18 protein-coding genes and 3 tRNA genes are annotated in these 24,245 nt (G+C 20.4%); 12 read left to right on the forward strand and 9 right to left on the reverse strand.

Features of this window, described 5'->3' with window-relative positions; translation table 11 throughout:
• Nucleotide 1: 1 nt before the first annotated feature.
• The 5 genes from RJX39_RS01470 to RJX39_RS01490 all read right to left on the reverse strand — a co-directional run bounded on the left by RJX39_RS01470 (nucleotide 2) and on the right by RJX39_RS01490 (nucleotide 1,798).
• Entirely contained in the window at nucleotides 2-625 is a 624-nt protein-coding gene (locus RJX39_RS01470) for a 5-formyltetrahydrofolate cyclo-ligase (protein WP_343192813.1), read from the reverse strand.
• A gap of 103 nt (nucleotides 626-728) precedes the next feature.
• A complete protein-coding gene (gene rpiA / locus RJX39_RS01475; protein ID WP_343192475.1) occupies nucleotides 729-1,397 on the reverse strand; it encodes a ribose-5-phosphate isomerase RpiA in 669 nt (222 codons plus the stop codon).
• Nucleotides 1,398-1,507: 110 nt separating this feature from the next.
• Nucleotides 1,508-1,581: transfer RNA gene (locus RJX39_RS01480), tRNA-Gln, on the reverse strand.
• Nucleotides 1,582-1,598: 17 nt separating this feature from the next.
• A tRNA-Leu gene (locus tag RJX39_RS01485) sits at nucleotides 1,599-1,679 on the reverse strand.
• Nucleotides 1,680-1,724: 45 nt separating this feature from the next.
• Nucleotides 1,725-1,798: transfer RNA gene (locus RJX39_RS01490), tRNA-Met, on the reverse strand.
• A 151-nt stretch (nucleotides 1,799-1,949) separates the two neighbouring features.
• On the opposite strand from RJX39_RS01490, the gene glnS reads away from it, so the two are divergent.
• The 3 genes from glnS to eno all read left to right on the forward strand — a co-directional run bounded on the left by glnS (nucleotide 1,950) and on the right by eno (nucleotide 6,701).
• Entirely contained in the window at nucleotides 1,950-3,581 is a 1,632-nt protein-coding gene (gene glnS / locus RJX39_RS01495; RefSeq protein ID WP_343192476.1) for a glutamine--tRNA ligase, read from the forward strand.
• A gap of 153 nt (nucleotides 3,582-3,734) precedes the next feature.
• A complete protein-coding gene (locus tag RJX39_RS01500) occupies nucleotides 3,735-5,357 on the forward strand; it encodes a CTP synthase (protein ID WP_343192477.1) in 1,623 nt (540 codons plus the stop codon).
• A 36-nt stretch (nucleotides 5,358-5,393) separates the two neighbouring features.
• Entirely contained in the window at nucleotides 5,394-6,701 is a 1,308-nt protein-coding gene (eno, locus tag RJX39_RS01505; protein WP_343192478.1) for a phosphopyruvate hydratase, read from the forward strand.
• Nucleotides 6,702-6,979: 278 nt separating this feature from the next.
• On the opposite strand, the gene mutS is transcribed toward eno, so the two are convergent.
• Entirely contained in the window at nucleotides 6,980-9,457 is a 2,478-nt protein-coding gene (gene mutS, locus RJX39_RS01510; protein ID WP_343192479.1) for a DNA mismatch repair protein MutS, read from the reverse strand.
• A 93-nt stretch (nucleotides 9,458-9,550) separates the two neighbouring features.
• On the opposite strand from mutS, the gene RJX39_RS01515 reads away from it, so the two are divergent.
• Together RJX39_RS01515 and RJX39_RS01520 are read left to right on the forward strand one after the other, a co-directional pair.
• Nucleotides 9,551-10,177, forward strand: a complete 627-nt coding sequence (locus tag RJX39_RS01515; RefSeq protein ID WP_343192480.1) for a DsbA family protein — start codon at nucleotides 9,551-9,553, stop codon at nucleotides 10,175-10,177.
• Nucleotides 10,178-10,238: 61 nt separating this feature from the next.
• Nucleotides 10,239-11,117, forward strand: a complete 879-nt coding sequence (locus tag RJX39_RS01520; RefSeq protein WP_343192481.1) for a 5'-3' exonuclease — start codon at nucleotides 10,239-10,241, stop codon at nucleotides 11,115-11,117.
• Here the strand turns inward: RJX39_RS01520 and yihA are convergent.
• Nucleotides 11,114-11,749: a ribosome biogenesis GTP-binding protein YihA/YsxC gene (yihA, locus tag RJX39_RS01525; protein WP_343192482.1), complete on the reverse strand. Its 636-nt coding sequence runs from the start codon at nucleotides 11,747-11,749 to the stop codon at nucleotides 11,114-11,116. The genes RJX39_RS01520 and yihA overlap by 4 nt on opposite strands.
• Before the next feature lie 116 nt (nucleotides 11,750-11,865).
• On the opposite strand from yihA, the gene typA reads away from it, so the two are divergent.
• Nucleotides 11,866-13,689, forward strand: a complete 1,824-nt coding sequence (gene typA, locus RJX39_RS01530; RefSeq protein ID WP_343192483.1) for a translational GTPase TypA — start codon at nucleotides 11,866-11,868, stop codon at nucleotides 13,687-13,689.
• A gap of 12 nt (nucleotides 13,690-13,701) precedes the next feature.
• Here typA and gmk read toward each other — a convergent pair whose 3' ends face one another.
• Together gmk and RJX39_RS01540 are read right to left on the reverse strand one after the other, a co-directional pair.
• Nucleotides 13,702-14,337, reverse strand: coding sequence for a guanylate kinase (gmk, locus tag RJX39_RS01535; RefSeq protein WP_343192484.1), 636 nt, complete (start codon nucleotides 14,335-14,337; stop codon nucleotides 13,702-13,704).
• Between the two features lie 119 nt (nucleotides 14,338-14,456).
• On the reverse strand, nucleotides 14,457-15,410 hold the full coding sequence (locus tag RJX39_RS01540) for a hypothetical protein (protein ID WP_343192485.1): 954 nt from the start codon (nucleotides 15,408-15,410) through the stop codon (nucleotides 14,457-14,459).
• A 184-nt stretch (nucleotides 15,411-15,594) separates the two neighbouring features.
• Between RJX39_RS01540 and prfB the strand changes: the two genes are divergently transcribed.
• The 6 genes from prfB to leuS all read left to right on the forward strand — a co-directional run bounded on the left by prfB (nucleotide 15,595) and on the right by leuS (nucleotide 24,230).
• Nucleotides 15,595-16,692: a peptide chain release factor 2 gene (prfB, locus tag RJX39_RS01545; protein WP_343192486.1), complete on the forward strand. Its 1,098-nt coding sequence runs from the start codon at nucleotides 15,595-15,597 to the stop codon at nucleotides 16,690-16,692.
• A 2-nt stretch (nucleotides 16,693-16,694) separates the two neighbouring features.
• The gene (gene lysS / locus RJX39_RS01550) at nucleotides 16,695-18,203 is read left to right on the forward strand and encodes a lysine--tRNA ligase (RefSeq protein ID WP_343192487.1); all 1,509 of its coding nucleotides are present in this window, start codon (nucleotides 16,695-16,697) and stop codon (nucleotides 18,201-18,203) included.
• Between the two features lie 36 nt (nucleotides 18,204-18,239).
• Nucleotides 18,240-19,490: a diaminopimelate decarboxylase gene (gene lysA, locus RJX39_RS01555; RefSeq protein ID WP_343192488.1), complete on the forward strand. Its 1,251-nt coding sequence runs from the start codon at nucleotides 18,240-18,242 to the stop codon at nucleotides 19,488-19,490.
• A 284-nt stretch (nucleotides 19,491-19,774) separates the two neighbouring features.
• Nucleotides 19,775-21,100, forward strand: a complete 1,326-nt coding sequence (miaB, locus tag RJX39_RS01560) for a tRNA (N6-isopentenyl adenosine(37)-C2)-methylthiotransferase MiaB (RefSeq protein WP_343192489.1) — start codon at nucleotides 19,775-19,777, stop codon at nucleotides 21,098-21,100.
• Nucleotides 21,101-21,260: 160 nt separating this feature from the next.
• Nucleotides 21,261-21,596, forward strand: a complete 336-nt coding sequence (gene ybeY, locus RJX39_RS01565) for an rRNA maturation RNase YbeY (protein ID WP_428994319.1) — start codon at nucleotides 21,261-21,263, stop codon at nucleotides 21,594-21,596.
• 84 nt (nucleotides 21,597-21,680) lie between these two features.
• On the forward strand, nucleotides 21,681-24,230 hold the full coding sequence (leuS, locus tag RJX39_RS01570; protein WP_343192490.1) for a leucine--tRNA ligase: 2,550 nt from the start codon (nucleotides 21,681-21,683) through the stop codon (nucleotides 24,228-24,230).
• The last annotated feature ends 15 nt before the right edge of the window (nucleotides 24,231-24,245 follow it).

Raw genomic sequence — 24,245 nt, forward strand, 5'->3', positions numbered from 1 at the left:
TTTATTGAATGTATTTATAAGATTTTTTTTTTTTTGAAAAATTAAAAATATTTTCAGGAGTAACAATAATAGGTATAGGTATATCCCAGTCAAAGACAGGAAAATAGTCAACCAATTGAAAATCGTATGCAACACCAATTAGCAAAATATCTTTTTTGTTATATAAATTAGAAAGCAATTTATCATAAAATCCACCCCCTAAACCTAATCTATAACCTTTATTATTGAATGCTACAACTGGTACTATTATAATATTTAAATCATAATATGATATTTTTTTTTTATAAACAGGCTCTAAAATATTAAAAGCGTTTAAACATAAAAAACTATTTTTTTCATATTTAGCAAATTCTATATATTTATACTTATTATTTATTATTGGTACATATATGTTTTTATTTAAAAACCATAATTTATTTATAAGAAATGATGTATTTATTTCTCCATCAAAAGATATAAAAATTGCTATATTTTCATTATTTTTATTATTTATAAAATTATTAATAATATTTTCACTAATTTTAATTCCTGAATATATTTTTTTTTTATAATCTAATTTATTTCTTATGTTTCTTATTTTTTTTCTTATTATAAAACGTTTAAAAAAAAACTGTTCATATATTATTGATACTTATTTAAAAAATTAATTAAGATATTATATCTTATTAACAAAATAATACATAATTATATTTTTAAAATTATTCTAATAATATTTATTTTTTTTTAAATTATTTTTTTTTTATTTTTATAATACCTAAATTAGTAGTACTTATTAAAGCAATATCAGCGGAACAATCTTTAGTAAAAATACCGACTGTTACTACTCCTGGTATGTTATTTATTTTATTTTCTAATATTGAAGGGTTAATAATATTAAAATTATATACATCAATAATTTTGTTATAATTTTCAGTGATAAAATTATTTCTTATTTTAGGATAACCTCCTAGTTTAGTTATTTCAGAAACAACATAAGAACATGACATTGGTATTATTTCAATTGGCAATGGGAATTTGCCTAACTTTTTAACATATTTTGATTCATCAACTATACATAAAAATTTTTGCGCTGATGCTGCAATTATTTTTTCTTTAGTTAAAGCTCCTCCTCCACCTTTTATCATTTCAAGATCATTATTAATTTCATCTGCACTATCTATATAAATTGATAATTTATCAATTTTATTTATATTAATTATAGGTATACCTATTTTTTTAAGATAGTTTGTTGAAATAAAAGAACTAGATACAGCTCCTTTTATTAAATTTTTAATTTTTTTTAATAATTTTATAAATTTTATTATTGTGCTACCGGTACCTATTCCTATTATACTATTGGGAACAATATATTTTAACGCTTCTTTCGACACTATTTTTTTTAATTTGTTTTGATTCATAGAATGAATACCGATATTTAATTTATTATTTTTTAAATAATTCAAAATTTTAATAAAAATTAATTTTATACATATAAATACGTTAATAATTTTTAATATATATATATATTCTGGGGTACCTGGATTCGAACCAAGGAATGCCGGTATCAAAAACCGGTGCCTTAAACCTCTTGGCTATACCCCATTTTTTACACATAATAATACGGAAGGCGAGACTTGAACTCGCAAACAATTAAGTGCCAGAACCTAAATCTGGTGCGTATACCATTTCGCCACTTCCGCATAAAAATAAATTATCTATTCAATATATTAATATAAAATAATAATTAGCTATAATGGGATTTGAACCCATGACCTCAGCGTTATGAGTGCTGTGCTCTAACCAACTGAGCTATATAGCTAGCTTTTAATAAAAATTAATTTTTTAAAATTAATATTTGAAACATATTATATTATAATACGCATTATATGCAACATATTTGTTAAAATTAATTATAGATTTATGAAAAATATAATATAATGATTATATAAAAAAATAAAATATATTAAAAAATGAATAATTTTATAAAAAAGATTATAGAAAAAGATTTAAAAGAAAAAAAAATAAAAAAATTACATACTAGATTTCCTCCTGAACCTAACGGTTATTTACATATAGGTCATGCAAAATCAATTTGTTTAAATTTTGGATTGGCAAAAAAATATGAAGGAAAATGTAATTTAAGATTTGATGATACAAATCCCAATTCAAAAAACAAAAAATATATAAAATATATAAAAAAAGATATTAAATGGTTAGGTTTCAAATGGCATGGAGCAACATGTTATTCTTCTAAATATTTTAAAATACTATATAAATATGCGTTAAAATTAATAAAAAAAAAATTAGCTTATGTTGACGAAATGTCTCATGAAGAAATAAAATACCATCGTGGAACATTAAATAAAAAAGGTATAAATAGTCCATATAGAAATAGATGTATATCTGAAAACTTATCTTTGTTTGAAAAAATGAAAAAAGGTTATTTTAGTGAAGGCAAGGCTTGTTTAAGAGCAAAAATAGACATGTCTTCCCCAATAATTTTAATGAGAGATCCAATTTTATATCGCATTAAATTTACAAAACATCACAAAACAAAAAATAAATGGTGTATTTATCCAATGTATGATTTTGCTCATTGTATTTCTGATTATATAGAAAAAATTACACATTCTTTATGTACTTCTGAATTTTCAGAAAATCGTTATTTATACGAATGGATATTAAAAAATATTGAAGTTAAAAATAAACCTAAACAATATGAATTTTCTAGATTAAAATTAGAATATACAGTTTTATCTAAAAGAAAAATACAAACATTAATTAACAATAATATAATAAAAAAATGGAATGATCCAAGAATATTTACTATTTCTTCTTTGAGGAATAAAGGATATACACCATATTCTATTCGAAAATTTTGTAATGTTATAGGAATTACTAGAAAAGATCATATGATACAAATGTCTTCATTGGAAAATTGTATAAAAAAAGAGTTAAACTTAAAATCTCCAAGAATAATGGCTGTTGTTGATCCAATAAAAATAGTAATAACAAATTTACCTAAAAACCATGTAGAAAATATTAACTTTCCTAATCATCCTAATAGAATTGATATGGGATTTAGAAAATCAATTTTTAGTAATGTTATATATATAGAAAAAAATGATTTTTCAGAAAATAATGTTAATAAAAAATATAGAGGTTTAATCTTAAATGGCGAAATAAGATTACGTTACTCATATATTATTAAATGTAACAAAGTATTAAAAAATAAAAAAAATAAAATAATAAAACTATTATGTACATATGATAAAACAACCTTAAATAAAAATCCTAAAAACAGATCAGTAAAAGGAGTAATACATTGGTTATCATCTATAAATTGCTTTATTGCACAATTCAATTTTTACGAAAGATTATTTAATATTAAAAATCCTGATTCTAAGAAATATTTCTTAAATTTTATTAACAATGAATCTATTATTATTAAAAAAGGATATGTAGAACGTGGTATAAAAAATATAAAAGAAAAAAAAAGGTATCAATTTGAAAGAATAGGATATTTTTATTTAAAAAAAATTAAAAATAATCATGTTTGGAAATTTAATAGAATTGTAGAATTAAAAAATACAAAAAAATAAATTATATGATATTTTTTATTTTTATTAAAAATAAAATATGATATATTATATTTCACATTTATTATTTATCATCAAATTAATTTATATATAAATGATATGAAATTTATTACTTCAATAATTCCATTCTAGATTATATAAAATCTCTGGTTTAACATGAATACACATTACATTTTTGTAACCGGTGGAGTAGTTTCATCACTAGGTAAAGGAATTGCAACAGCATCTCTTGCAGCAATACTAGAATCTAGAAAATTAAATGTAACTATAATGAAACTAGATCCATATATCAATGTTGATCCAGGAAATATGAGTCCATTTCAACATGGTGAAGTTTTTGTAACAGAAGACGGGGCAGAAACAGATTTAGATTTAGGTCATTATGAACGTTTTATAAATACAAAAATGACTTGTTTAAATAATTTTACTACTGGAAGTGTATATTCTAAAGTTTTATCTCAGGAGAGGAAAGGATATTATTTAGGATCTACAATTCAAGTAATACCTCATATTACTAACGAAATAAAATCTCGAATTGTTAAAGTTGCAAAAAATAGAGATGTTGTATTAGTAGAAATAGGTGGAACTGTAGGTGACATAGAATCTTTACCTTTTTTAGAAGCTATAAGACAAATGTCTTCTGATATTGGTAGAAAAAAAATTATATATGTACATTTAACATTAGTTCCTTATATGATAACTACCGGAGAGGTAAAAACAAAACCAACCCAACATTCAGTTAAAGAATTATTATCAGTTGGTATTCAACCTGACGTTTTAATATGTAGATCTAGTATAAGAATACCTATAAACGAAAAAAAGAAGATCGCTTTATTTTGTAATGTTTCTGAAAAAGGAGTTATATCATTAGAAGATTTGGATTCTATATATAAAATACCAGGAGTATTGAAAAATCAAGGTTTAGATAATTATATTTGTGAACATTTTAAATTGAAAGCACCTGATACCAAATTGTCTGAATGGAACAAAGTGGTATTAGCTGAATCCAACCCTAAAAATAAAAAAATAACTATTGGTATGGTTGGAAAATATGTCAATCTGCCTGATGCATATAAATCTGTCATAGAAGCTTTGAAACATGCTGGATTAAAAAATAAATTATCTATAAAAATAAAATTAATAAATTCTAAAAATATAGAAAAAAATGGTATAAATATTCTAAAAAAAATAGATGGTATTATAATACCTGGAGGATTTGGAAATCGAGGTATTTTAGGTAAATTATTAGCTGTACAATATGCAAGAGAAAATAAAGTTCCATATTTAGGAATATGTTTAGGAATGCAAATCGCAATAATAGAATTTGCAAGAAATGTTGCAGGTATGAAAAATGCTAATTCTACTGAATTCGACCCTAAATGTAAATATCCAGTAGTATCTTTAATATCAGAAATTAAAAATAAAAATTCAAAAAAAAATAATAAACATACACAAAAATGTATGAGATTAGGTAACCAGAAATGTTATTTATTTGAAAATAGTTTATCTTATAAATTGTACGGAGCACGAACAATTATAGAAAGACATCGTCATAAATATGAAATAAACAATAAATTATTAGAAAAAATAAAAAAATTTGGATTAACAGTTGCTGGTATTTCTAAACACAATTTGGTAGAAATTATTGAATTAAAAAATCATCCTTGGTTTATAGCATGTCAATTTCACCCAGAATTTATTTCTACTCCAAGAAACAGTCACCCGTTATTTTCAAGTTTTGTGTCTTATGCAAAAAATTATAATATTAATAAATATTAATATTAAATATAAGTTTTTTCATAAAGGTAATGAAAAATGTCTAAAATATCAAATATTATAAGTAGAGAAATTATAGATTCTAGAGGTAATCCTACAGTAGAAGTAGAAGTTCATTTAAAAAGTGGTTGTATAGGTATAGCTTCAGTGCCATCAGGAGCATCTACTGGATCTAAAGAAGCAGTAGAAATACGTGATTTAGATAAAAATCGTTTTCATGGTAAAGGAGTTAAAAAAGTTATCCATAATATAAATAAATACATTAAAAATGAGATAATAACAAAAGATGCTATAGAACAAAAAGACATAGACCAAATGATGATTGATTTAGATAACACAAAAAATAAATCAAAAATTGGAGCTAATGGTATACTAGCTGTTTCTATTGCTGTATTGAAATCATCTGCTATTTTTAAAAAAATACCATTATATGAACGTATAGCAGAAATAAATAAAATAAAAAAAGAATCATTTTTTATGCCTTTGCCCATGATAAATATAATAAATGGAGGTGTACATGCAAATAACAATGTTGATATTCAAGAATTTATGATTCAACCAATTGGTGCGAAAAACATTAAAAATGCAATTAGAATGGGATGTGAAATATTTCATAATCTAGGAAATATATTAAAAACAATGCAATTTAACACTTCAGTTGGAGATGAAGGAGGTTACGCACCAAATTTATCATCTAATGAAAAATCTTTAGATTTTATCATTCAAGCTATTAAACAATCTGGATATGAATTAAATAAAGATATTACATTAGCAATAGATTGTGCGGCATCAGAATTATATAATCATAAAAAATATGTTTATAAATTAACAAATGAAAATAAAAAATTTAATTATAAAGAATTTACTAAATATTTAAGTGACTTAACATACAAATATCCTATTATTTCAATAGAAGATGGTCAATCTGAATTAGATTGGAAAGGTTTTAAATATCAAAGTGAATATATGGGTAAAAATATACAATTAGTTGGAGATGATCTATTTGTAACTAATTATAATATTCTTAAAAAAGGAATAAAAAATAGCATATGTAATGCTATATTAATTAAACCAAATCAAATTGGAACTATTACTGAAACTTTAAAAACTATCAATTTAGCAAAAAAAAATAATTATAATGTTATAATTTCTCATAGATCTGGAGAAACAGAAGATTCATTTATATCTGATTTAGCTGTTGGAACTTGTGCTCATCAAATAAAAACAGGATCTATGAGTAGATCAGACAGAACATCAAAATATAATCAATTAATAAGAATTGAAGAAAAATTATTTGATAACAAAAAAAAATATTTTTACATAAATAAAAAAGGAAACTATATCTAATTTTTAAAGGGTGTTTAATATAACGCCCTATTTAATATCATTAATAAAAATTAATATTTATTATTTAAAAAAAAAATTTCATTTTTTATTAAAACTTTTTTTATATTAATAAAACTTTAAATTATATTATGTTTTAATGTAAATAATTTTATTTAATTTAAAAATTTAACAATATTTATAAAAATTTTAAATAAAAATAAAATCAAAAATAAAAACAAAATATAAAATTTAAGATAAAATTAATATAAACAATAATTCATAATATATTTTATAGATTTTTAATAAATATTTTCTTTTAATAAATAAGAGTTATTTATCTTTTTCATTTTTTTTAATCTTTTTTTTGATTTTTTAATAATTAAATTAGGTAAACCAGCTAAAGATGCAACATTTATACTATAATTATTTTTAGAAAAACCTTTTTTTATTTTGTATGTAAAAATTATTTTTTTATTATATTTTATTGCTTCAAAATAAATGTTTTTTATAAACTTCATTTTTTTTTCTAAAACAGTTAATTCTAAAAAATGTGTTGCAAATAAATTCATAGATTTTATATTATTTGTTAAATATTCTAAACAAGAACAAGCTAATGATAAACCTTCAATAAAAGAGGTTCCTCTGCCTACTTCATCTATTAAAACTAAGCTATTTTTTGTAGCATTATTTAGAATACATGCTGTTTCAGTCATTTCCATCATAAAAGTTGATTTACCTAAAGATAAATCATCAATAGCTCCTATTCTGGTAAATATTTGATCTATAATACCAATTTCCGCATGTTTTGCAGGTACAAAACTTCCAACCCAAGCCATTATAACAATTAAAGCTGTTTGTCTCATATAAGTACTTTTGCCACCCATATTTGGTCCTGTTATAAGTAATGATCTATTTTTTTTAGATAAATTAACTGAATTTGATATAAAAGGAGATTTTAAAATTTTCTCTATTACTGGATGACGTCCTTTTTTTATGGATATTGTTTTTTTTTTGGTTAATTTGGGACGTACATAATTTAAAGAATGAGATTTTTTTGCTAAAGAAGATAAAACATCAAGAATTGATAAATAATTACATATTTTTTTTAAAGAAGATAAATATGGAAATATTAAATCAAATAAATCATTAAATAATTTTTTCTCTAATGAAATCAATTTTGATTTAGATAACAAAACATTTTTTTCATAATTTTTTAATTTCTTAATAGTATATCTTTTAACATTTTTTAATGTTTGAATACATTTATATTTGTTAGAAATTTTAGAACATTCTTTTTTATTTATTTGAATATAATAACCTATAATATTATTAAATTTTATTTTTAATGAATTTACATTTATTTTTTTTTTTTCTGATATTTCTATATATTTCAAATATTCTTTATTGTTTGTACAAACTGAACGCAAATAATCTAATTTTTTATTATAATTATCAGCTATAATAATACCATCACCAAATTTTATCGATGGATAATTTGTTATAGATTTATCTATTAATTTATATAAATTGTCATAAATAACAATTTTTTTTGATATTTTTTTTAACAAATAAGAGTTAACATTAGTTAATTTTTTTTTTATTTTTATAAATTGCAATAAAGAATTTTTCATAATGATAAAATCTTTAGGGCTTGCTGTTTTTAAATAGAAACGACCAATAATTCTTTCTAAATCACCTATTTTAAAAAGATAAGGTTGTAAACAATCATATAAATGAATAAGTTCTTCTACTGCATCTTGACGTTTTTTTACTTTATTTAAATTTCTTAATGGAGAATGCAACCATCTTTTTAACATTCTACTACCCATAGGGGTTTTAGTGTAATCTAAAACATAAGATAATGTGTTTTTTTTGTTGTTTAAAGAAAAACTTTTTGTGATTTCTAAATTTTTTTGAGTTGCATAATTTAATATTATTCTATTTTTGAAATAATTTATTTTTATAGATCTAATTTGTGGAATAATGTTTAATTGAGTGTTTTTTACATATTTCAATAAACATCCAGCAGCAGGTAACCCAATATGTTTTTTAGAAATACCAAAACAATCTAAATTGCAAGTATTAAAATGTTTGTTTAATTGATAATAAGATTCTTCATAAGAAAAATCTAAAATGGATCTTTCTTTTATATTAGAACATTGTACAATCAAACTCATAAAATTAAAATTTTCTGGGTATAATATTTCTTTTGGATCAGTTCTTTCTATTTCAGATAAAATATAATCTATATTATTATGGTGAGATATAAAAAAATTTCCTGAATTAATATCTAAATAAGAATAACCAAAATTTTTTTTTTTTTCCCAAATAGCTGCTAAAAAAACATCATCTTTTTCAGGCAATAATGATTCATCTGTTATTGTACCAGGAGTTATTATGCGAACTATTTTTCTTTTTATTAGTCCTTTTTTAACATTATTTTTATTAGACATTTGTTCACAAATAACTATTGATTTTCCTGAATTTAATAATTTTTTTAAATAAAAGTTTAAAGATTGATGAGGTATTCCTGCCATAATAACTTTTTTATTTGCAGAATATCCTTTATGTGTTAAATTTATTTGTAAAATTTCAGAAGCTATTATTGCATCTTTATAAAATAATTCATAAAAATCACCCATACGATATAACATTATTAAATCTATGTTTTTTTTTTTTAAAATAATATATTGTTTAATAAATGGAGTATGTTTTGAAAAATTACAACCAGTTATTTTATAAGATGCTTGACATATGTCATCAGTTATTTTGTACATATTGAAAGATTGTATTAAATGTTTATATATGAAAATATTAATATATTACATTTTACAATCAAATAAAATAAAAAATTAATACAGGATTAATATATGAGAAAAATAATTATATTTATATTTGGAATGTTTTTATCATCTAAAATTTATTCTTGCCAATTTATAGAAAATAAAGATTATAATGTAATAAATAACAAAGTTGAATATATGCCTAAAATAACAAAATTTTTTTCATTTTTGTGTCCTTATTGTTATCAAGAAGAAATTAAATTTCATATTAACGATTTATTGCAAAAAAAAATGAAAGAAAAATATATGATAAATAAATATCATGTAAATTTTTTAGGTAATGAATTAGGTAAAAATTTGACTCATATGTGGTGCATAGCTCAATTATTAGGAATAGAAAATAAAATACTATTACCTATGTTTGAGGGTGTACAAAAATATCACACTATAAATAATAAAGAAAAAATAAAACAATTATTTATAAAAGTAACTGGAATTGGAGAAAAAGATTATGATAAACTTTGGAACAGCTTTAGTGTAAAAATGTTGATGGAAAAAGAAGAAAAATCTCTAAAAGATACAAAAATACAAAATATACCTACCATGGTTATAAAAGGAAAATACATAATAAATAATTATGAAATAAAAGCAAATTCTATAAATGAATTTATAGAAAAATATTATTCTTTAATAAAATTTCTTATAAAAAAATAAAATAAATAATTTTAAATTATAAAAAAATTATTTAATTTTTTAATAGCAAAAAAAAATAATTATGAAAAAAACTTTATTTTTAATAGATGGTTTTTCTTATCTTTATAGAACATATTATGTTTCTAAAAATATTTCTTATAAAAAAAATATTAAAGTAAGAGCTATCTATGGATTATTACATTTATTAAGAAAAATTATAATAAAATATAAACCAAAAAAAATAGCAATAATATTTGATCATAAAAAAAATGATTTTAGAAAAAAAATATATAAAAAATACAAAGAAAAAAGAAAAAAAATGCCTAAAGATTTGAAAAAACAACTTCCTTTATTATACAAAATAATTAAATTGTTGGGTATACCTTTGTTAATCATTAAATATGTAGAAGCTGATGATGTTATCGGGACAATAGCTAAAAAAGAAGAAAAAGAAATGAAAGTATTAATTTTAACTTCAGATAAAGATTTTTCTCAACTAGTTAATAAGAACATAAATATATTAGATATATATAAAAAAAAAATTTTAGGTGCTAAAGAAATAAAAAATAAATATGGTGTTTATCCTAACTTGATGATTGATTGGTTATCTTTAGTAGGAGATATTTCTGATAATATACCTGGAGTTTGTGGAATAGGAAAAAAAACAGCTGTTGTTTTGTTAACAAATATTGGAAATATAAAAAAAATATATAAAAATATAAATTTAATTGATAATTTACAAATAAGGTGCAAAAAAAAAATAATATCTAATTTAATAAAATACAAAAAATTAGCTTTTTTATCTTACAAATTAGCAAAAATTAAATTAAATGTAAAAATTGATGTAAATTTATCATTATCTAAACCTCATAAAAAAAAATTAGAAAAAATATTTTTAAAAATAAATTTTAATAATTGGTTGATATATTTAAAAAAAGATGTTTGGTTAAATAAATATTAATATTTATTTGTTATAAAATGTTTATTGTAATTTTTATAAATTTCATTTAATTTATTTTTTATAGAAGATATTCCTTTTTTATTTTTGCAAGATGTTTCATATATTTTAATGTTTGAATAAATATTAGATATTTCTTTTTTTATTATATTTTTTTTTTTTTTACAATTAGTTTTAGAAAATTTATCTGTTTTAGTTAATAAAATTATTAATTTTTTATTTTCTAATTTTGAAAAGTTAACAATATTATAATCTAAATATCTTATGCTATTTTTTACATCAATTATTAAAAAAATGCATGTTATTATTTTTTTTCTAAAATAAAAATAATCGTTTATTAATTTTTGCATATTATTTTGTTTAAAAGTAGAAACATTAGAATAACCATATCCAGGTAAATCAACTAATCTAAAACTTTTATTTATATTAAAAAAATTTATTAATTGTGTTCTTCCTGGTTTTTTACTTACACGAGCTAATTTTTTTTTACAAGTTATTGAATTTATTAAGCTAGATTTACCAGAATTTGAATAACCTGTTAAAACTATTTCTACGCCATTATTTATATTAATATTTTTAATTTTATTAAAACTATTAAAAAATAATGTGTTGTTGTAATTTATTATTTTAGACAATAAATTTCTCCTATTCATAATAATTTTTTATTTAAAAAACAATAAATATTTTAACACAATTAATAATTATTTAAAAATATTAAAAAAAATGTATATTTAATCAAAAAGGAAAAATAGTGAAAAGAAAAATAAAAAATATAGCTATAATAGCTCATATTGATCATGGAAAAACAACTTTAATAGATAAATTGCTACATGAATCAGGTGTACTTAAAAAAAATACAGAACTATCTGAAAGAATAATGGATTCTAACGATTTGGAAAAAGAAAAAGGAATAACTATATTATCTAAAAATACAGCTATAAAATGGAATGATTATCATATCAATATAATAGATACTCCTGGTCATTCAGATTTTGGTGGAGAAGTTGAAAGAGTTATGTCTATGGTAGATTCAGCTTTATTATTAGTAGACGCTGTAGATGGTCCGATGACACAAACTAGATTTGTAACTAAAAAAGCTTTTGAAAATAATGTAAAAGTGTTATTAGTAATTAATAAAATAGATAGAGAAAATGCTAGACCAGATTGGGTAATAAATCAAGTGTTTGATCTTTTTGCTAATTTAAATGCTACGGAAGAACAGTTAGATTTTCCAGTAATTTATACCTCTGCATTATTAGGAAAATCAAGTTTAGATTATAATAATATGAAAAACAATATGAAACCATTACTTGATTTTATAATAAAAAATTCTCCATATCCTAATTCAAATGAAAAATCTTTTTTTAAAATGCAAATTTCACAATTAGAATATAACAATTATTTAGGTGTAATTGGTATTGGTAAAATACACAGTGGTATTGTTAAATGTAATCAAAAAGTAACAGTACTTGGAAAAAAATATATATATAATAGTAAAATAAATAAAATATTAATTTATTTAGGACTAAAAAAAATAGAAAAAAAAATAGCTTATGCAGGAGATATTATTGCTTTAACAGGTATAGAAAAATTAAATATTTCAGATACTATATGTGATCCAAACAATTTAAAAAAAATGCCTGTTATAAATATAGAATCTCCAACAGTAAAAATGTTTTTTTGTGTAAATTCATCTCCTTTTGCAGGAAAAGATGGTAAATACATAACTTCAAGAAGTATTATGAATAGATTACATAAAGAAACCATTAATAATGTATCATTAAAAATTGAAGAAACAAACAATAGCAATATGTTTTTAGTTTGTGGACGAGGAGAATTACATTTATCTATCTTGATAGAAAATATGAGAAGAGAGGGTTTTGAATTAGAAGTATCTAGACCTAAAGTTATTTATAAAACCATAAATAATATAAAAAAAGAACCTTTTGAAAATTTATTTATAGAAATAAATGAAAAATATCAAGGAATTATAATGCAATACATGGGAGAAAGAAAAGCAAAAATAAAAAATATAACACAAGATAATTTTGGTATAGTACGTATTGATTATATTATAAGCAGTAAAGCTTTGATAGGTTTTCATTCTCATTTTATGAATATCACTTCTGGAAGTGGTATTATGCACTCTTCATTTAGTCACTATGATAGTATAACAACAAAAAAAATTGGAGAAAGACAAAAAGGAGTAATTATTTCTAATGGTAATGGTATGGCTGTTGCATTTGCACTATTTAATTTGCAAGATAGAGGTCAACTATTTATATCACATGGAGAACAAGTATATGAAGGACAAATAATTGGTGTACATAATAGACAAAATGATTTGACAGTAAATTGTTTAACTGGAAAAAAATTAACTAATATGAGAGCATCTGGTACAGATGAATCTGTGATATTGACTAAACCAATCAAAATTAACTTAGAATTTGCTTTAAGTTTTATAAATGATGATGAATTAGTAGAAATTACTCCTAAAGCAATAAGACTCAGAAAAAAAGAAATTAAAGAAAAAAACAGAAAAATATTTAATAGAAAAAAAAATAATAAAAAATAATTGTTATATATGTTAAATAGAATTATTTAATAAATTTTTAAGTAACTGATTATGATTATATTTTTGATATTGAGTTTTTAATTTAGAAGAAACAATAATGCTTTTTAAATTATCTATTGCAATTTTTATATTATCATTAATGATTAAATAATCATAATCAGAATAATGATTGATTTCAGATATAGCTTTCGACATACGTTTATTTATAACATCATCACTGTCTTGAGATCTATTTTTTAATCTAGTATATAATTCTTTAATAGATGGTGGTAAAATAAATATACTTTTTGAATTATTTGTTTTCTTTTTAATCTGACGAGCACCTTGCCAATCTATATCTAACAAAACATTGATACCATTTGATATGAATCTATTAATGTTTTTTTTAGATGTTCCGTAATAATTATTAAAAACTTTAGCATATTCTAAAAAATCATCATTATCAATCATCTCTTTAAATTTTAATTTAGATATAAAATGATAATGTATTCCATTATGTTCCCCAGGTCTGATAATTCTTGTTGTGTAAGAAATAGAAATTGTCATATCACAAAAAAGATATGAATTATTATTTAATAATTTTTTTATTAGAGTAGATTTTCCTGTACCACTAGGAGCTGAAATAATGAATATAATACCTTTTTTCATAAATATTTTATTTTTATTTAAGATTATAATTAATAATTTAAAAAATAATACTATTATAAAAATTATGCAATAATTTTACAAAAAATAAGTGATTTACTATAAAAATTAAATTTTATTTTTTAAGAAAATAATTCTATTTCATATCTTTTTTTATAAATACGAAATTTATCATTTTTATATTTAATATTTTTACAAATAGCTTGAATGAAATTTTTTTTATTAAATTTTACAAAAAAAAATATTTTTCCTATTATTATCCAAGTTCCATTATTATTATATTCTATAAAATCATTATGATTTAATACAATATCTCTATCATTATAAAATAAAAAAATATTTCTTCTCAAAATATTTCTAAATTGATACTTAGCAATTATCTCTTGCCCTTGATAACAACCTTTGTTTAGACATATTCCTTTGTTTTTTATATTAATGTTTATTTCTTGAGGAATAAATATAGATTTGTTCATTTTAAATATCATTGGTATTTTTGACATAATATCAAGGATTAACCATATATCATCAACATCTCTATATATTTTATTATATTGCATTGTATTTAAAATTATTTCTGAATATTTAAGTGTTGTAACTACTAAATATCTTTTAATTGGTTTTTTAAAAAAAAAAATAAATGTTTTTTTAAATTTAACAAAAGTATTATTTTTATTAGGAATTTTAAAAAAGATATTATTTAATATTTTTTTTATTTTTTTACTATATATAAAACCAAATATGAATATTTTTTTTAAAATTGATATTTTTACTTTATAAAAAATACAATATTTTTTAAACTCTAATATTTGTTTTTTAACATTTTGATTATATTGAATATAAGCATATCCATTAAAATATTTAAATATTCTAAATACACTACGAACTCTACCTTTACTATTACAAAAAGAAGAAAATATATGTTCATTTTTTTTTAATTTATTTATGTCAGAAGTAGTGTGATTTTGCAAAAATAGTTTTGCATCTTTTCCTTTTACTGACACAATAGATAAATTTTTAATAATTATATATTTTTTTTCATTTTTTTTTTTATTTAATAAATATAAAATATTTGACATTTAATCCTTAACATTATTTATAATAATGTGTTTAATAATTTTTATTATACAATTAACCAAAATTCATTTTATTTATATATAATATAAATATTAAATATAACTTAAAAAAAATATGAATTAAATATTTATTTAATATATTTAATTTTATAAAAAATATAAACATTATTTGTTAATAAAAAAAAATATGATAGATAATAATGTAATAAATATAAAAATAATAAAACTATTTAATAAATATAATATTATTAAAAAAAAATTTTTATATCATAAAAAAAAAAAAAAATTAAAAAAAATAAATATAAAATTGAGTAAAAAAAATATATGGGAAAATAATTATTATGCTAAAATTTTAAGCAAAAAAAGATCATCATTAATTTGTATTATAAGAAAAATAAAAAATATTAAAAAAAATATTAACGATATAAAAGAAATATTTAAATTATATATAAACAATTTTGATAAAAAAATTTTTAAAGAAATAATGTATGAAATTTATATTGTTGAACAAAAAATTAATAAACTTAATATTTCAAAAATGTTTACAAAAAAAAATGACATATTAAACTGTTATATAGATATACAATCAGGTTCAGGAGGATTAGAATCTCAAAATTGGTCTAAAATGTTACAAAAAATGTATTTAAAATGGGCAGAAAAAAAAAAATTTAAAACTAAAATCACAGAAGAATCTTATAGTTATCCAAATGGTATTAAATCTTCCACAATTCATATTGTAGGAAAATATGCTTTTGGATGGACAAGAACAGAAACTGGTATACATAGATTGGTAAGGAAAAGTCCTTTTGACTCTAATAATAAACGTCACACATCTTTTAGTTCAATATTTGTATATCCTGATATAGAAAAGAAAATAAAAGTTGAATTAGATACATCTCAATTAAGAATAGATGTATATAGAGCTTCAGGAGCTGGAGGACAACATGTTAATAGAACTGAATCAGCTGTTAGAATTACACACTTACCAACAAAAATTGTAACACAATGTCAAAATAATAGATCTCAACACCAAAATAAAGAACAAGCGATTAAACAAATGAAATCAAAACTATATAAATTAGAGTTACTAAAAAAAAATAAAGATAAAAAAATTTTAGAAAGTATTAAATCTAGTATAGGATGGGGTAATCAAATTAGATCTTATGTTTTAGATAATTCTAGAATAAAAGATTTAAGAACAGGAATGGAAACATGCAACATACAAAATTTTCTAGATGGTAACTTAGATTTATTTATTGAAGCAAGTTTAAAACTAGGATTGTAATAATGAAAAAAATAAAAAATATTAATTCTGGAAAAACATTACATGAAAAAAACAACCAAATTAAAATAAGAAAAGATAAATTAAAATTAATAAAAGATAATAAATTAACATCAATAAATAATTTTAAAAGAAAAAATATATCATGTGATATACATAAAAAATATGGAAACGAAAATAAAAAAACGTTAGAACAAAAAAAAATAAAAGTTTCAGTTGCTGGTAGGATAATAAAAAAAAGAATAATAGGTAAAGTGTCTTTTCTAATTTTAAAAGATATGGGAGGTTTTTTACAAATTTATTTGAACAAAAAAAATATAAATTTTATTATTTATAATAATGTAAAAAAATTAGATTTAGGAGATATTATAGGAGTATATGGTAAGTTATTTAAAACCAATACTAACGAGCTTTCTATATTTTGTAAAAAAATATTTCTTTTAACCAAATCTATTAGACCTTTACCAAACAAATATCATGGTTTACATAATAAAGAATTATGTTATAAACAAAGATATTTAGATCTTATAAGTAATATTAATACTAGTAAAATATTTATAGCAAGATCGAAAATAATTCAAAAAATACGAATGTATATGAACAAATCAAAATTTGTAGAAGTTGAAACTGCAATGCTACAAAATATACCAAGTGGTGCTAATGCATCACCTTTTATGACATATAATAATTCTTATAATACTAATATGTTTTTAAGAATATCACCCGAACTTCAATTAAAACAATTGGTAATAGGTGGTTTTGAAAAAGTTTTTGAAATTAATAGAAATTTTAGAAATGAAGGAATATCTTATAAACATAATCCAGAATTTACTATGATGGAAATATATATAGCTTATGCTGATTATAAATATATGATGAAATTTATAATTAAACTTTTAAGATTTTTAGCAAAAAAAATATCAGAAGATAAAATTATCAATTGTAATTCAAACATATTAAAGTTAAATAAAAATTTCGAAACATTAACAATAAAATCTGCTATAAATAAATATTATCCTGAAATAAAAATATCAGATATGAACAATATAAAAAAATTAAAAGATTTTTCAAATAAGATTGGATTATTTATTGATAAAAAATGGAACATAAATAATATTATTATAAGAATTTTTGAAAAACATATAGAAAAAAAATTGATAAATCCAACTTTTATTACTGAATATCCAGTTGAAGTATCTACTTTAGCTAAAAGAAATGTTAATGATCCTAATTTAGCAGATAGATTTGAATTTTTTATTAATGGTATAGAAATAGCTAATGGTTTTTCAGAATTAACAGATTCTGTAGATCAAGAAAATAGATTTAAAGATCAAAAAGACAACTATTATTCTCAAAAAACACATAAATATGATAAAGATTATATAAAAGCACTTGAATATGGTTTACCTCCAACTGCTGGATTAGGTATAGGTATTGATAGATTAGTAATGTTTTTTACCAATAGTACTAATATAAAAGATGTTATATTGTTTCCTATGATTAAAAATAATTAGATACATTAATTATACAAAAATTATTTAAAGGTTATCATGAAAAAAAATATATATAATTCAAAAACATCATTGAATATAGATAATTTATTACCATTAGCAAAAAATAATGAAACTTCGATATGGGTCTATGACGAAAAAACTATTTTAGATAAATTAAAAAAACTAGCAATGTTTGACATAATAAGATTTTCACAAAAATCTTGTTCAAACATAAGTATATTAAAAATACTTAAATACAATAATGTAAAGATTGATGCTGTATCTTTAGGGGAAATAGAAAGATCTTTAATAGCAGGTTTTTCTCCTAATAATAATAATATAGTATTTACTTCAGATTTATTAGATATAAAGACAATAAATAGAATTGTAGATCTTAATATACCAGTAAATATAGGTTCTATTGATATGATAAATCAATTAGGAAAATTTTCTCCTAAACATAAAATATGGTTAAGGATAAATCCAAAATTTGGAGATGGTTATAATATTAGAACTAATACAGGAGGTGAAAATAGTAAACATGGTATATGGAATATATTTGAAGCCATAGAAAAAATGAAAAAATTTGATTTTGATTTAATAGGATTACACATGCATATTGGATCAGGGGCAAAATATATTAACCTTGTAAAAGTATGTGACGAAATGTTAAATAATGTTATCAATATTAAAAAAGATATACAATATATATCGTGTGGAGGTGGGCTTCCCATACCATACTTTCCAAAAGAAAAAAATGTAAATATAAATAATTATTTTAAATTATGGAATAATACAAGAAAGAAAATAGAAAAATATTTAGGACATAAAATTTATTTAGAAATAGAACCAGGAAGGTTTATAGTTGCTGAATCAGGAGTATTGATTAGTCAAATTAGAACAATAAAAAAAGTGAATAATAGATATTTTATTTTAGTAAATGCAGGTTTTAATGATTTGATTAGACCTTCAATATATGGTAGTTACCATCATATTTCTCTGATGCCTATAGATAATAGAAAACTTACAAATGAAAAAATTTCCTATGTAATAGGAGGTCCTTTATGTGAATCTGGAGATATATTTACTCAAGATAGTTCTGGTAAAATACAAACCAGGTTATTACCTAAAGCAAAAATAGGTGATTATTTAGTATTTCATGACACTGGAGCTTATGGATCAAGTATGTCATCTAATTATAATAGTAAACCATTAATACCAGAATTTTTAATAACTAAAAAAAATGAGATAAAAAAAATAAGAAGAGCACAAACAATAAAAGAAATGATATCGTTAGAATTATTATAAAAAACACATTAATTAAGTTTAACTTATTTCTTAGAAAAAATTATATAATTATTATTAAAATATATAAAATTTAATAAAAAAACAATTATTTGTTAAAAAATAAATTAATATTTTTTCAAATACAAAATTAACATTTTTATTTATTATTTTATTTAAAATTTAATTATGTTTAATATTATTATTATAATTATTTATGTTTTATTTTAAAAATATATTTAAAAACATTTTTAAAATACTAATTATTATAATATAATAATTATAACGTATTTTAAAAAAATTGTAATATGAAAAAAGTATATATTAAAACTTGGGGATGTCAAATGAATGAATATGACTCTTCAATAATAATTAACATATTAAAAAATAAAAATCAATATATTAAAACAATTGATGAAAAAAAAGCTGATATTTTAATTTTAAACACATGTTCTATAAGAGAAAAAGCACAAGAGAAAGTTTTTGACCAATTAGGTAGGTGGAAAATATTAAAAAACAAAAACAAAAAAATTTTAATAGCTGTAGGAGGATGTGTAGCTTCTCAAGAAGGATTGAAAATAAAGAAAAGAGCTAACTATGTTGATATTATTTTTGGTCCAAGAAATATTCATAAATTACCTTTTATGATAAAAAATTTTTACAAAAATCAAAAAAGTAGTATCAACATTAAATTTGATTCAATAAATTCAAAATATAAAAAAAAAATATATAATTTAAATGTAAAAAGTGTTACAGGATTAATTTCTATCATGGAAGGTTGTAACAATTATTGTACTTTTTGCATAGTACCCTACACAAGGGGTAGAGAAGAAAGTAGGCCTATGAATAGTATAATTTCAGAAATTAATCAAATGTCAAAAAAAGGAGTTAAAGAAATAAATTTATTAGGACAAAATGTTAATTCTTACAAAAGTAAAACAATAAATGGAAAAATTTATAGTTTTGCTGATTTATTAACAGCAATATCTAATATTGATGGAATTGAAAAAATACGTTTTACTACTAGTAATCCAATGGATTTTAATGAAGATATAATAGACGTATATAAAAATATATCAAAAATATCTAGTTTTTTACATCTACCTATACAAAGTGGATCTAATAAAATACTAAATCTAATGAAAAGACGTTATGATATTAAAAAATATAAAAAAATTGTAAATAAATTATCAATAGCAAGAAAAAATATAAGAATAGGATCAGATTTTATAGTAGGATTCCCAGGAGAAACAAAAAAAGATTTCGAAAAAACGATTAAATTAGTTCAAGAAATAAATTTTGACACTAGTTTCAGTTTTATATATTCACCTAGACCAGGTACTCCTTCTTTAAGGTTGAAAGATAATGTTTCTGTGCAAGAAAAGAAAAATAGATTATACAAATTACAAAATATTTTACAAAAACAATTAATAAAGTGGAATAAAAGTATGATAGGAACAATTCAAAGAGTTTTAGTCCACGGTTTTTCTAGGAAAGACAAACAACAATTATCTGGCAAAACAGATAACAATAAAGTTGTTAATTTTTATGGTAATTCAAAAATAATAGGAAGGTTTGTTAATATAAAAATAACAGGTGTACATGTAAATTCACTTAAAGGTATATTAATATAATAATAAAAATTATAAAAAAAAAACATTTAAATATTAAAATGAATAAAAAAATAAAAATTAATTTGCAATTAGACTGTAAAAATAATTATAAATATATACCAAAAAAAAAAACTTTTTAACATGGTTAAATATATATAATTTTTTTTATATAAAAAATGAAATCACAATTAGATTAACTAATGTTGAAGAAATAACTCAATTAAATTTAAAATACAGAAAAAAAAATAAAGCAACCAATATTATTAGCTTTCCATTTAATACTTTTGATTTCATAAATAATAAATTATTAGGTGATATTGTTATGTGTCCATTTATAATCAGTCAAGAAGCTAAAAAATACAAAAAAAATATTGTCGAGCACTGGGCTCACATTACAATACATGGATATTTACATTTACTGGGATTTAAACATAATTCATTTAACAACAGAAAAATAATGGAAAAGTTAGAAATAAAAATTATGAAAAAATTAGGTTATAATAATCCTTATTTTTAAAAAAATATTATATTAAATATATAAAAATTTATTAAACAAATATTTTTTAATGTTTGTAATTAAAATAAAAAATAGGTTATTAAAATGCAAGAAAAATATAATCATAAGAAAATAGAACTATATGTACAAAAACACTGGAAAAAAAATAAAACTTTTCATGTAAAAGAAATAACTAACAAAAAAAAATATTACTGTTTATCTATGATACCGTATCCATCTGGTGATTTACACATGGGACACGTAAGAAATTATACTATCGGTGATATAATAGCTAGATTTAATAGAATGAAAGGAAAAAATGTATTACATCCTATAGGATGGGATTCATTTGGATTACCAGCAGAAGAAGCTGCTATAAAAAACAATATTAATCCTAATGATTGGACTAATAACAATATTAAATCTATGAGAAAACAATTAAAAAAAATGGGTTTTTCATATGATTGGTCTAGAGAAATTAAAACTTCCAATGAAAAATATTATAAATGGGAACAATGGTTTTTTAATGAGTTGTATAAAAAAAAATTAGCTTATAAGAAAACTTCTTTTGTTAATTGGTGTATAAAAGATAAAACAGTGTTAGCTAATGAACAAGTTATTAATGGTAATTGCTGGCGTTGCCAAAATAAAGTTACATTAAAAAAAATACCGCAATGGTTTATAAAGATAAATAAATATGCTAAAGAATTATTTGATGATTTAAAAAAACTAAAACATTGGCCTAAAAAAATAAAATTAATGCAAAAAAATTGGATTGGAAAATCCATTGGTTTTGAATTAAAAATAAAAACTTTAGATAATAAAGAAATATTAATATATTCTACTAGAATAGATACAATAATGGGAGCAGAAGCTATTGTTTTAGCTCCTGAACATAAATTATCTACACAAGTATCATTGTATAATAAAAAAATAAAAATATTTTTAGAAAATATTGATAAAAATAAACAAAAAATAGATTTTTTAAAAAAAAAAAAAGTTTATGGAATAAAAACACAATTATTAGCTTTACATCCTCTCAAAAATAAAAAGTTACCTGTATGGATATCTAATTATGTAGATATAGATTATGCTACAGGTGCAATAATGCTAGTACCGGCACACAATAAAAAAGATTTAATATTTGCTAATAAATATAAAATTAATTTTAAACCTGTTATTTTAGATAATAATGGGGAAATACCTATTATAAATAACAAAGCTTTAACAAAAAAAGGTATATTATGTAACTCAAATCAGTTTAATAAATTAAATTACTATGATGCTTGCAAAAAGATATCAATAATATTAAAAAAGTCAAAAATAGGAAAAAAAAAAACAGTATACAAATTAAAAGATTGGTGTGTTTCTAGACAAAGACCGTGGGGTACACCTATACCTATGGGAGTAAACATACAAAAAAAAATAGAACCTATATCATTTAAAAATTTACCAAAATTTACATATAAAAAAAACAAAAGAAGAATAATTTTTGTAAACAAAAAAAAAATAAAATTAGAAAAAGATACTTTTGACACGTTTATGGAATCTTCTTGGTATTATGCACGCTATACATCTTATAATTGTAAAAATATTATGATTGAACCTAATTTGGCAAAATATTGGCTACCTGTAGATCAATACATAGGTGGTATAGAACATGCTACTATGCATCTAATATATATTAGATTTTTTCATAAATTACTTAGAGATGCAGGATTAGTTGAAGGTGATGAACCTATAAAAAAATTATTGTGTCAAGGTATGGTTTTATCTAAAACATTTTATTATTTAAATAATAAAAAAGAAAAAAAATGGATATCTTACAAAAATATAATTATTAAAAAAAATCATGACAATAAAATAATTTCTATGGTTTCTAAAATAAATAATAAAAAAATATATTTTGATGGCATAAAAAAAATGTCTAAATCAAAAAATAATGGTATTAATCCTACATATATTATTAATAAATATGGTTCTGATTCCTTAAGATTGTTTATAATATTTGCAGCACCAGTAGAAAATTCATTAGAATGGAATGAAGATGGTTTGAAAGGTATGTCTCGTTTTCTTAATAAATTATGGAATTTAACATATAAATACATTTACATAAAAAATAAAAAAATTAATCTTGCAAAAAACTTTAAATACAATAAATATCAAAGAAAATTGTTATCAAAGTTAAATAAAACAATTTATAAAGTTTCTCAAGATATAGAATTAAAACAATCTTTTAATACAGCAATATCTTCTATAATAAAATTTTTTAATAAATTGAATAAGGAAGTACCTAAAAACAATGAAGATGTGAAGCTAATATTTTATTCATTAAAAATAATAATAATTTTGTTATATCCATTTGCTCCTCATATTACTTTTTTTTTATGGAAAGAAATTAATATTAATTCTACAATAGATGATGTTAAATGGCCTAAATATAATAAATTATATATAATAAATAAAATAAATATTGTTATACAAATTAATGGCAAAAAAAAAATAGTAACAAAAGAAAGAAATAACATTAGTAAAAAAGAATTACTTGAAAAAATATTAAAAAAAAAAATTATTAAAAATTATTTAAAAAGTAAAAAAATAATTAAAATTATATATATTACAAATAAAGTATTAAATTTTGTTATTGAGAAATAGAATTAAATATATAGG

It is taken from the genome of Buchnera aphidicola (Taiwanaphis decaspermi), from assembly GCF_039405155.1.
GTDB lineage: Bacteria > Pseudomonadota > Gammaproteobacteria > Enterobacterales > Enterobacteriaceae > Buchnera_M > Buchnera_M aphidicola_B.

What these genes read in the sequence shown, in the direction of transcription:
- rpiA (WP_343192475.1), bottom strand. Translation starts at nt 1,397, where the DNA reads ATGAATCAAAACAAATTAAAAAAAATAGTGTCGAAAGAAGCGTTAAAA.
- glnS (WP_343192476.1), top strand. Translation starts at nt 1,950, where the DNA reads ATGAATAATTTTATAAAAAAGATTATAGAAAAAGATTTAAAAGAAAAA.
- RJX39_RS01500 (WP_343192477.1), top strand. Translation starts at nt 3,735, where the DNA reads ATGAATACACATTACATTTTTGTAACCGGTGGAGTAGTTTCATCACTA.
- eno (WP_343192478.1), top strand. Translation starts at nt 5,394, where the DNA reads ATGTCTAAAATATCAAATATTATAAGTAGAGAAATTATAGATTCTAGA.
- mutS (WP_343192479.1), bottom strand. Translation starts at nt 9,457, where the DNA reads ATGTACAAAATAACTGATGACATATGTCAAGCATCTTATAAAATAACT.
- RJX39_RS01515 (WP_343192480.1), top strand. Translation starts at nt 9,551, where the DNA reads ATGAGAAAAATAATTATATTTATATTTGGAATGTTTTTATCATCTAAA.
- RJX39_RS01520 (WP_343192481.1), top strand. Translation starts at nt 10,239, where the DNA reads ATGAAAAAAACTTTATTTTTAATAGATGGTTTTTCTTATCTTTATAGA.
- gmk (WP_343192484.1), bottom strand. Translation starts at nt 14,337, where the DNA reads ATGAAAAAAGGTATTATATTCATTATTTCAGCTCCTAGTGGTACAGGA.
- RJX39_RS01540 (WP_343192485.1), bottom strand. Translation starts at nt 15,410, where the DNA reads ATGTCAAATATTTTATATTTATTAAATAAAAAAAAAAATGAAAAAAAA.
- prfB (WP_343192486.1), top strand. Translation starts at nt 15,595, where the DNA reads ATGATAGATAATAATGTAATAAATATAAAAATAATAAAACTATTTAAT.
- lysS (WP_343192487.1), top strand. Translation starts at nt 16,695, where the DNA reads ATGAAAAAAATAAAAAATATTAATTCTGGAAAAACATTACATGAAAAA.
- lysA (WP_343192488.1), top strand. Translation starts at nt 18,240, where the DNA reads ATGAAAAAAAATATATATAATTCAAAAACATCATTGAATATAGATAAT.
- miaB (WP_343192489.1), top strand. Translation starts at nt 19,775, where the DNA reads ATGAAAAAAGTATATATTAAAACTTGGGGATGTCAAATGAATGAATAT.
- leuS (WP_343192490.1), top strand. Translation starts at nt 21,681, where the DNA reads ATGCAAGAAAAATATAATCATAAGAAAATAGAACTATATGTACAAAAA.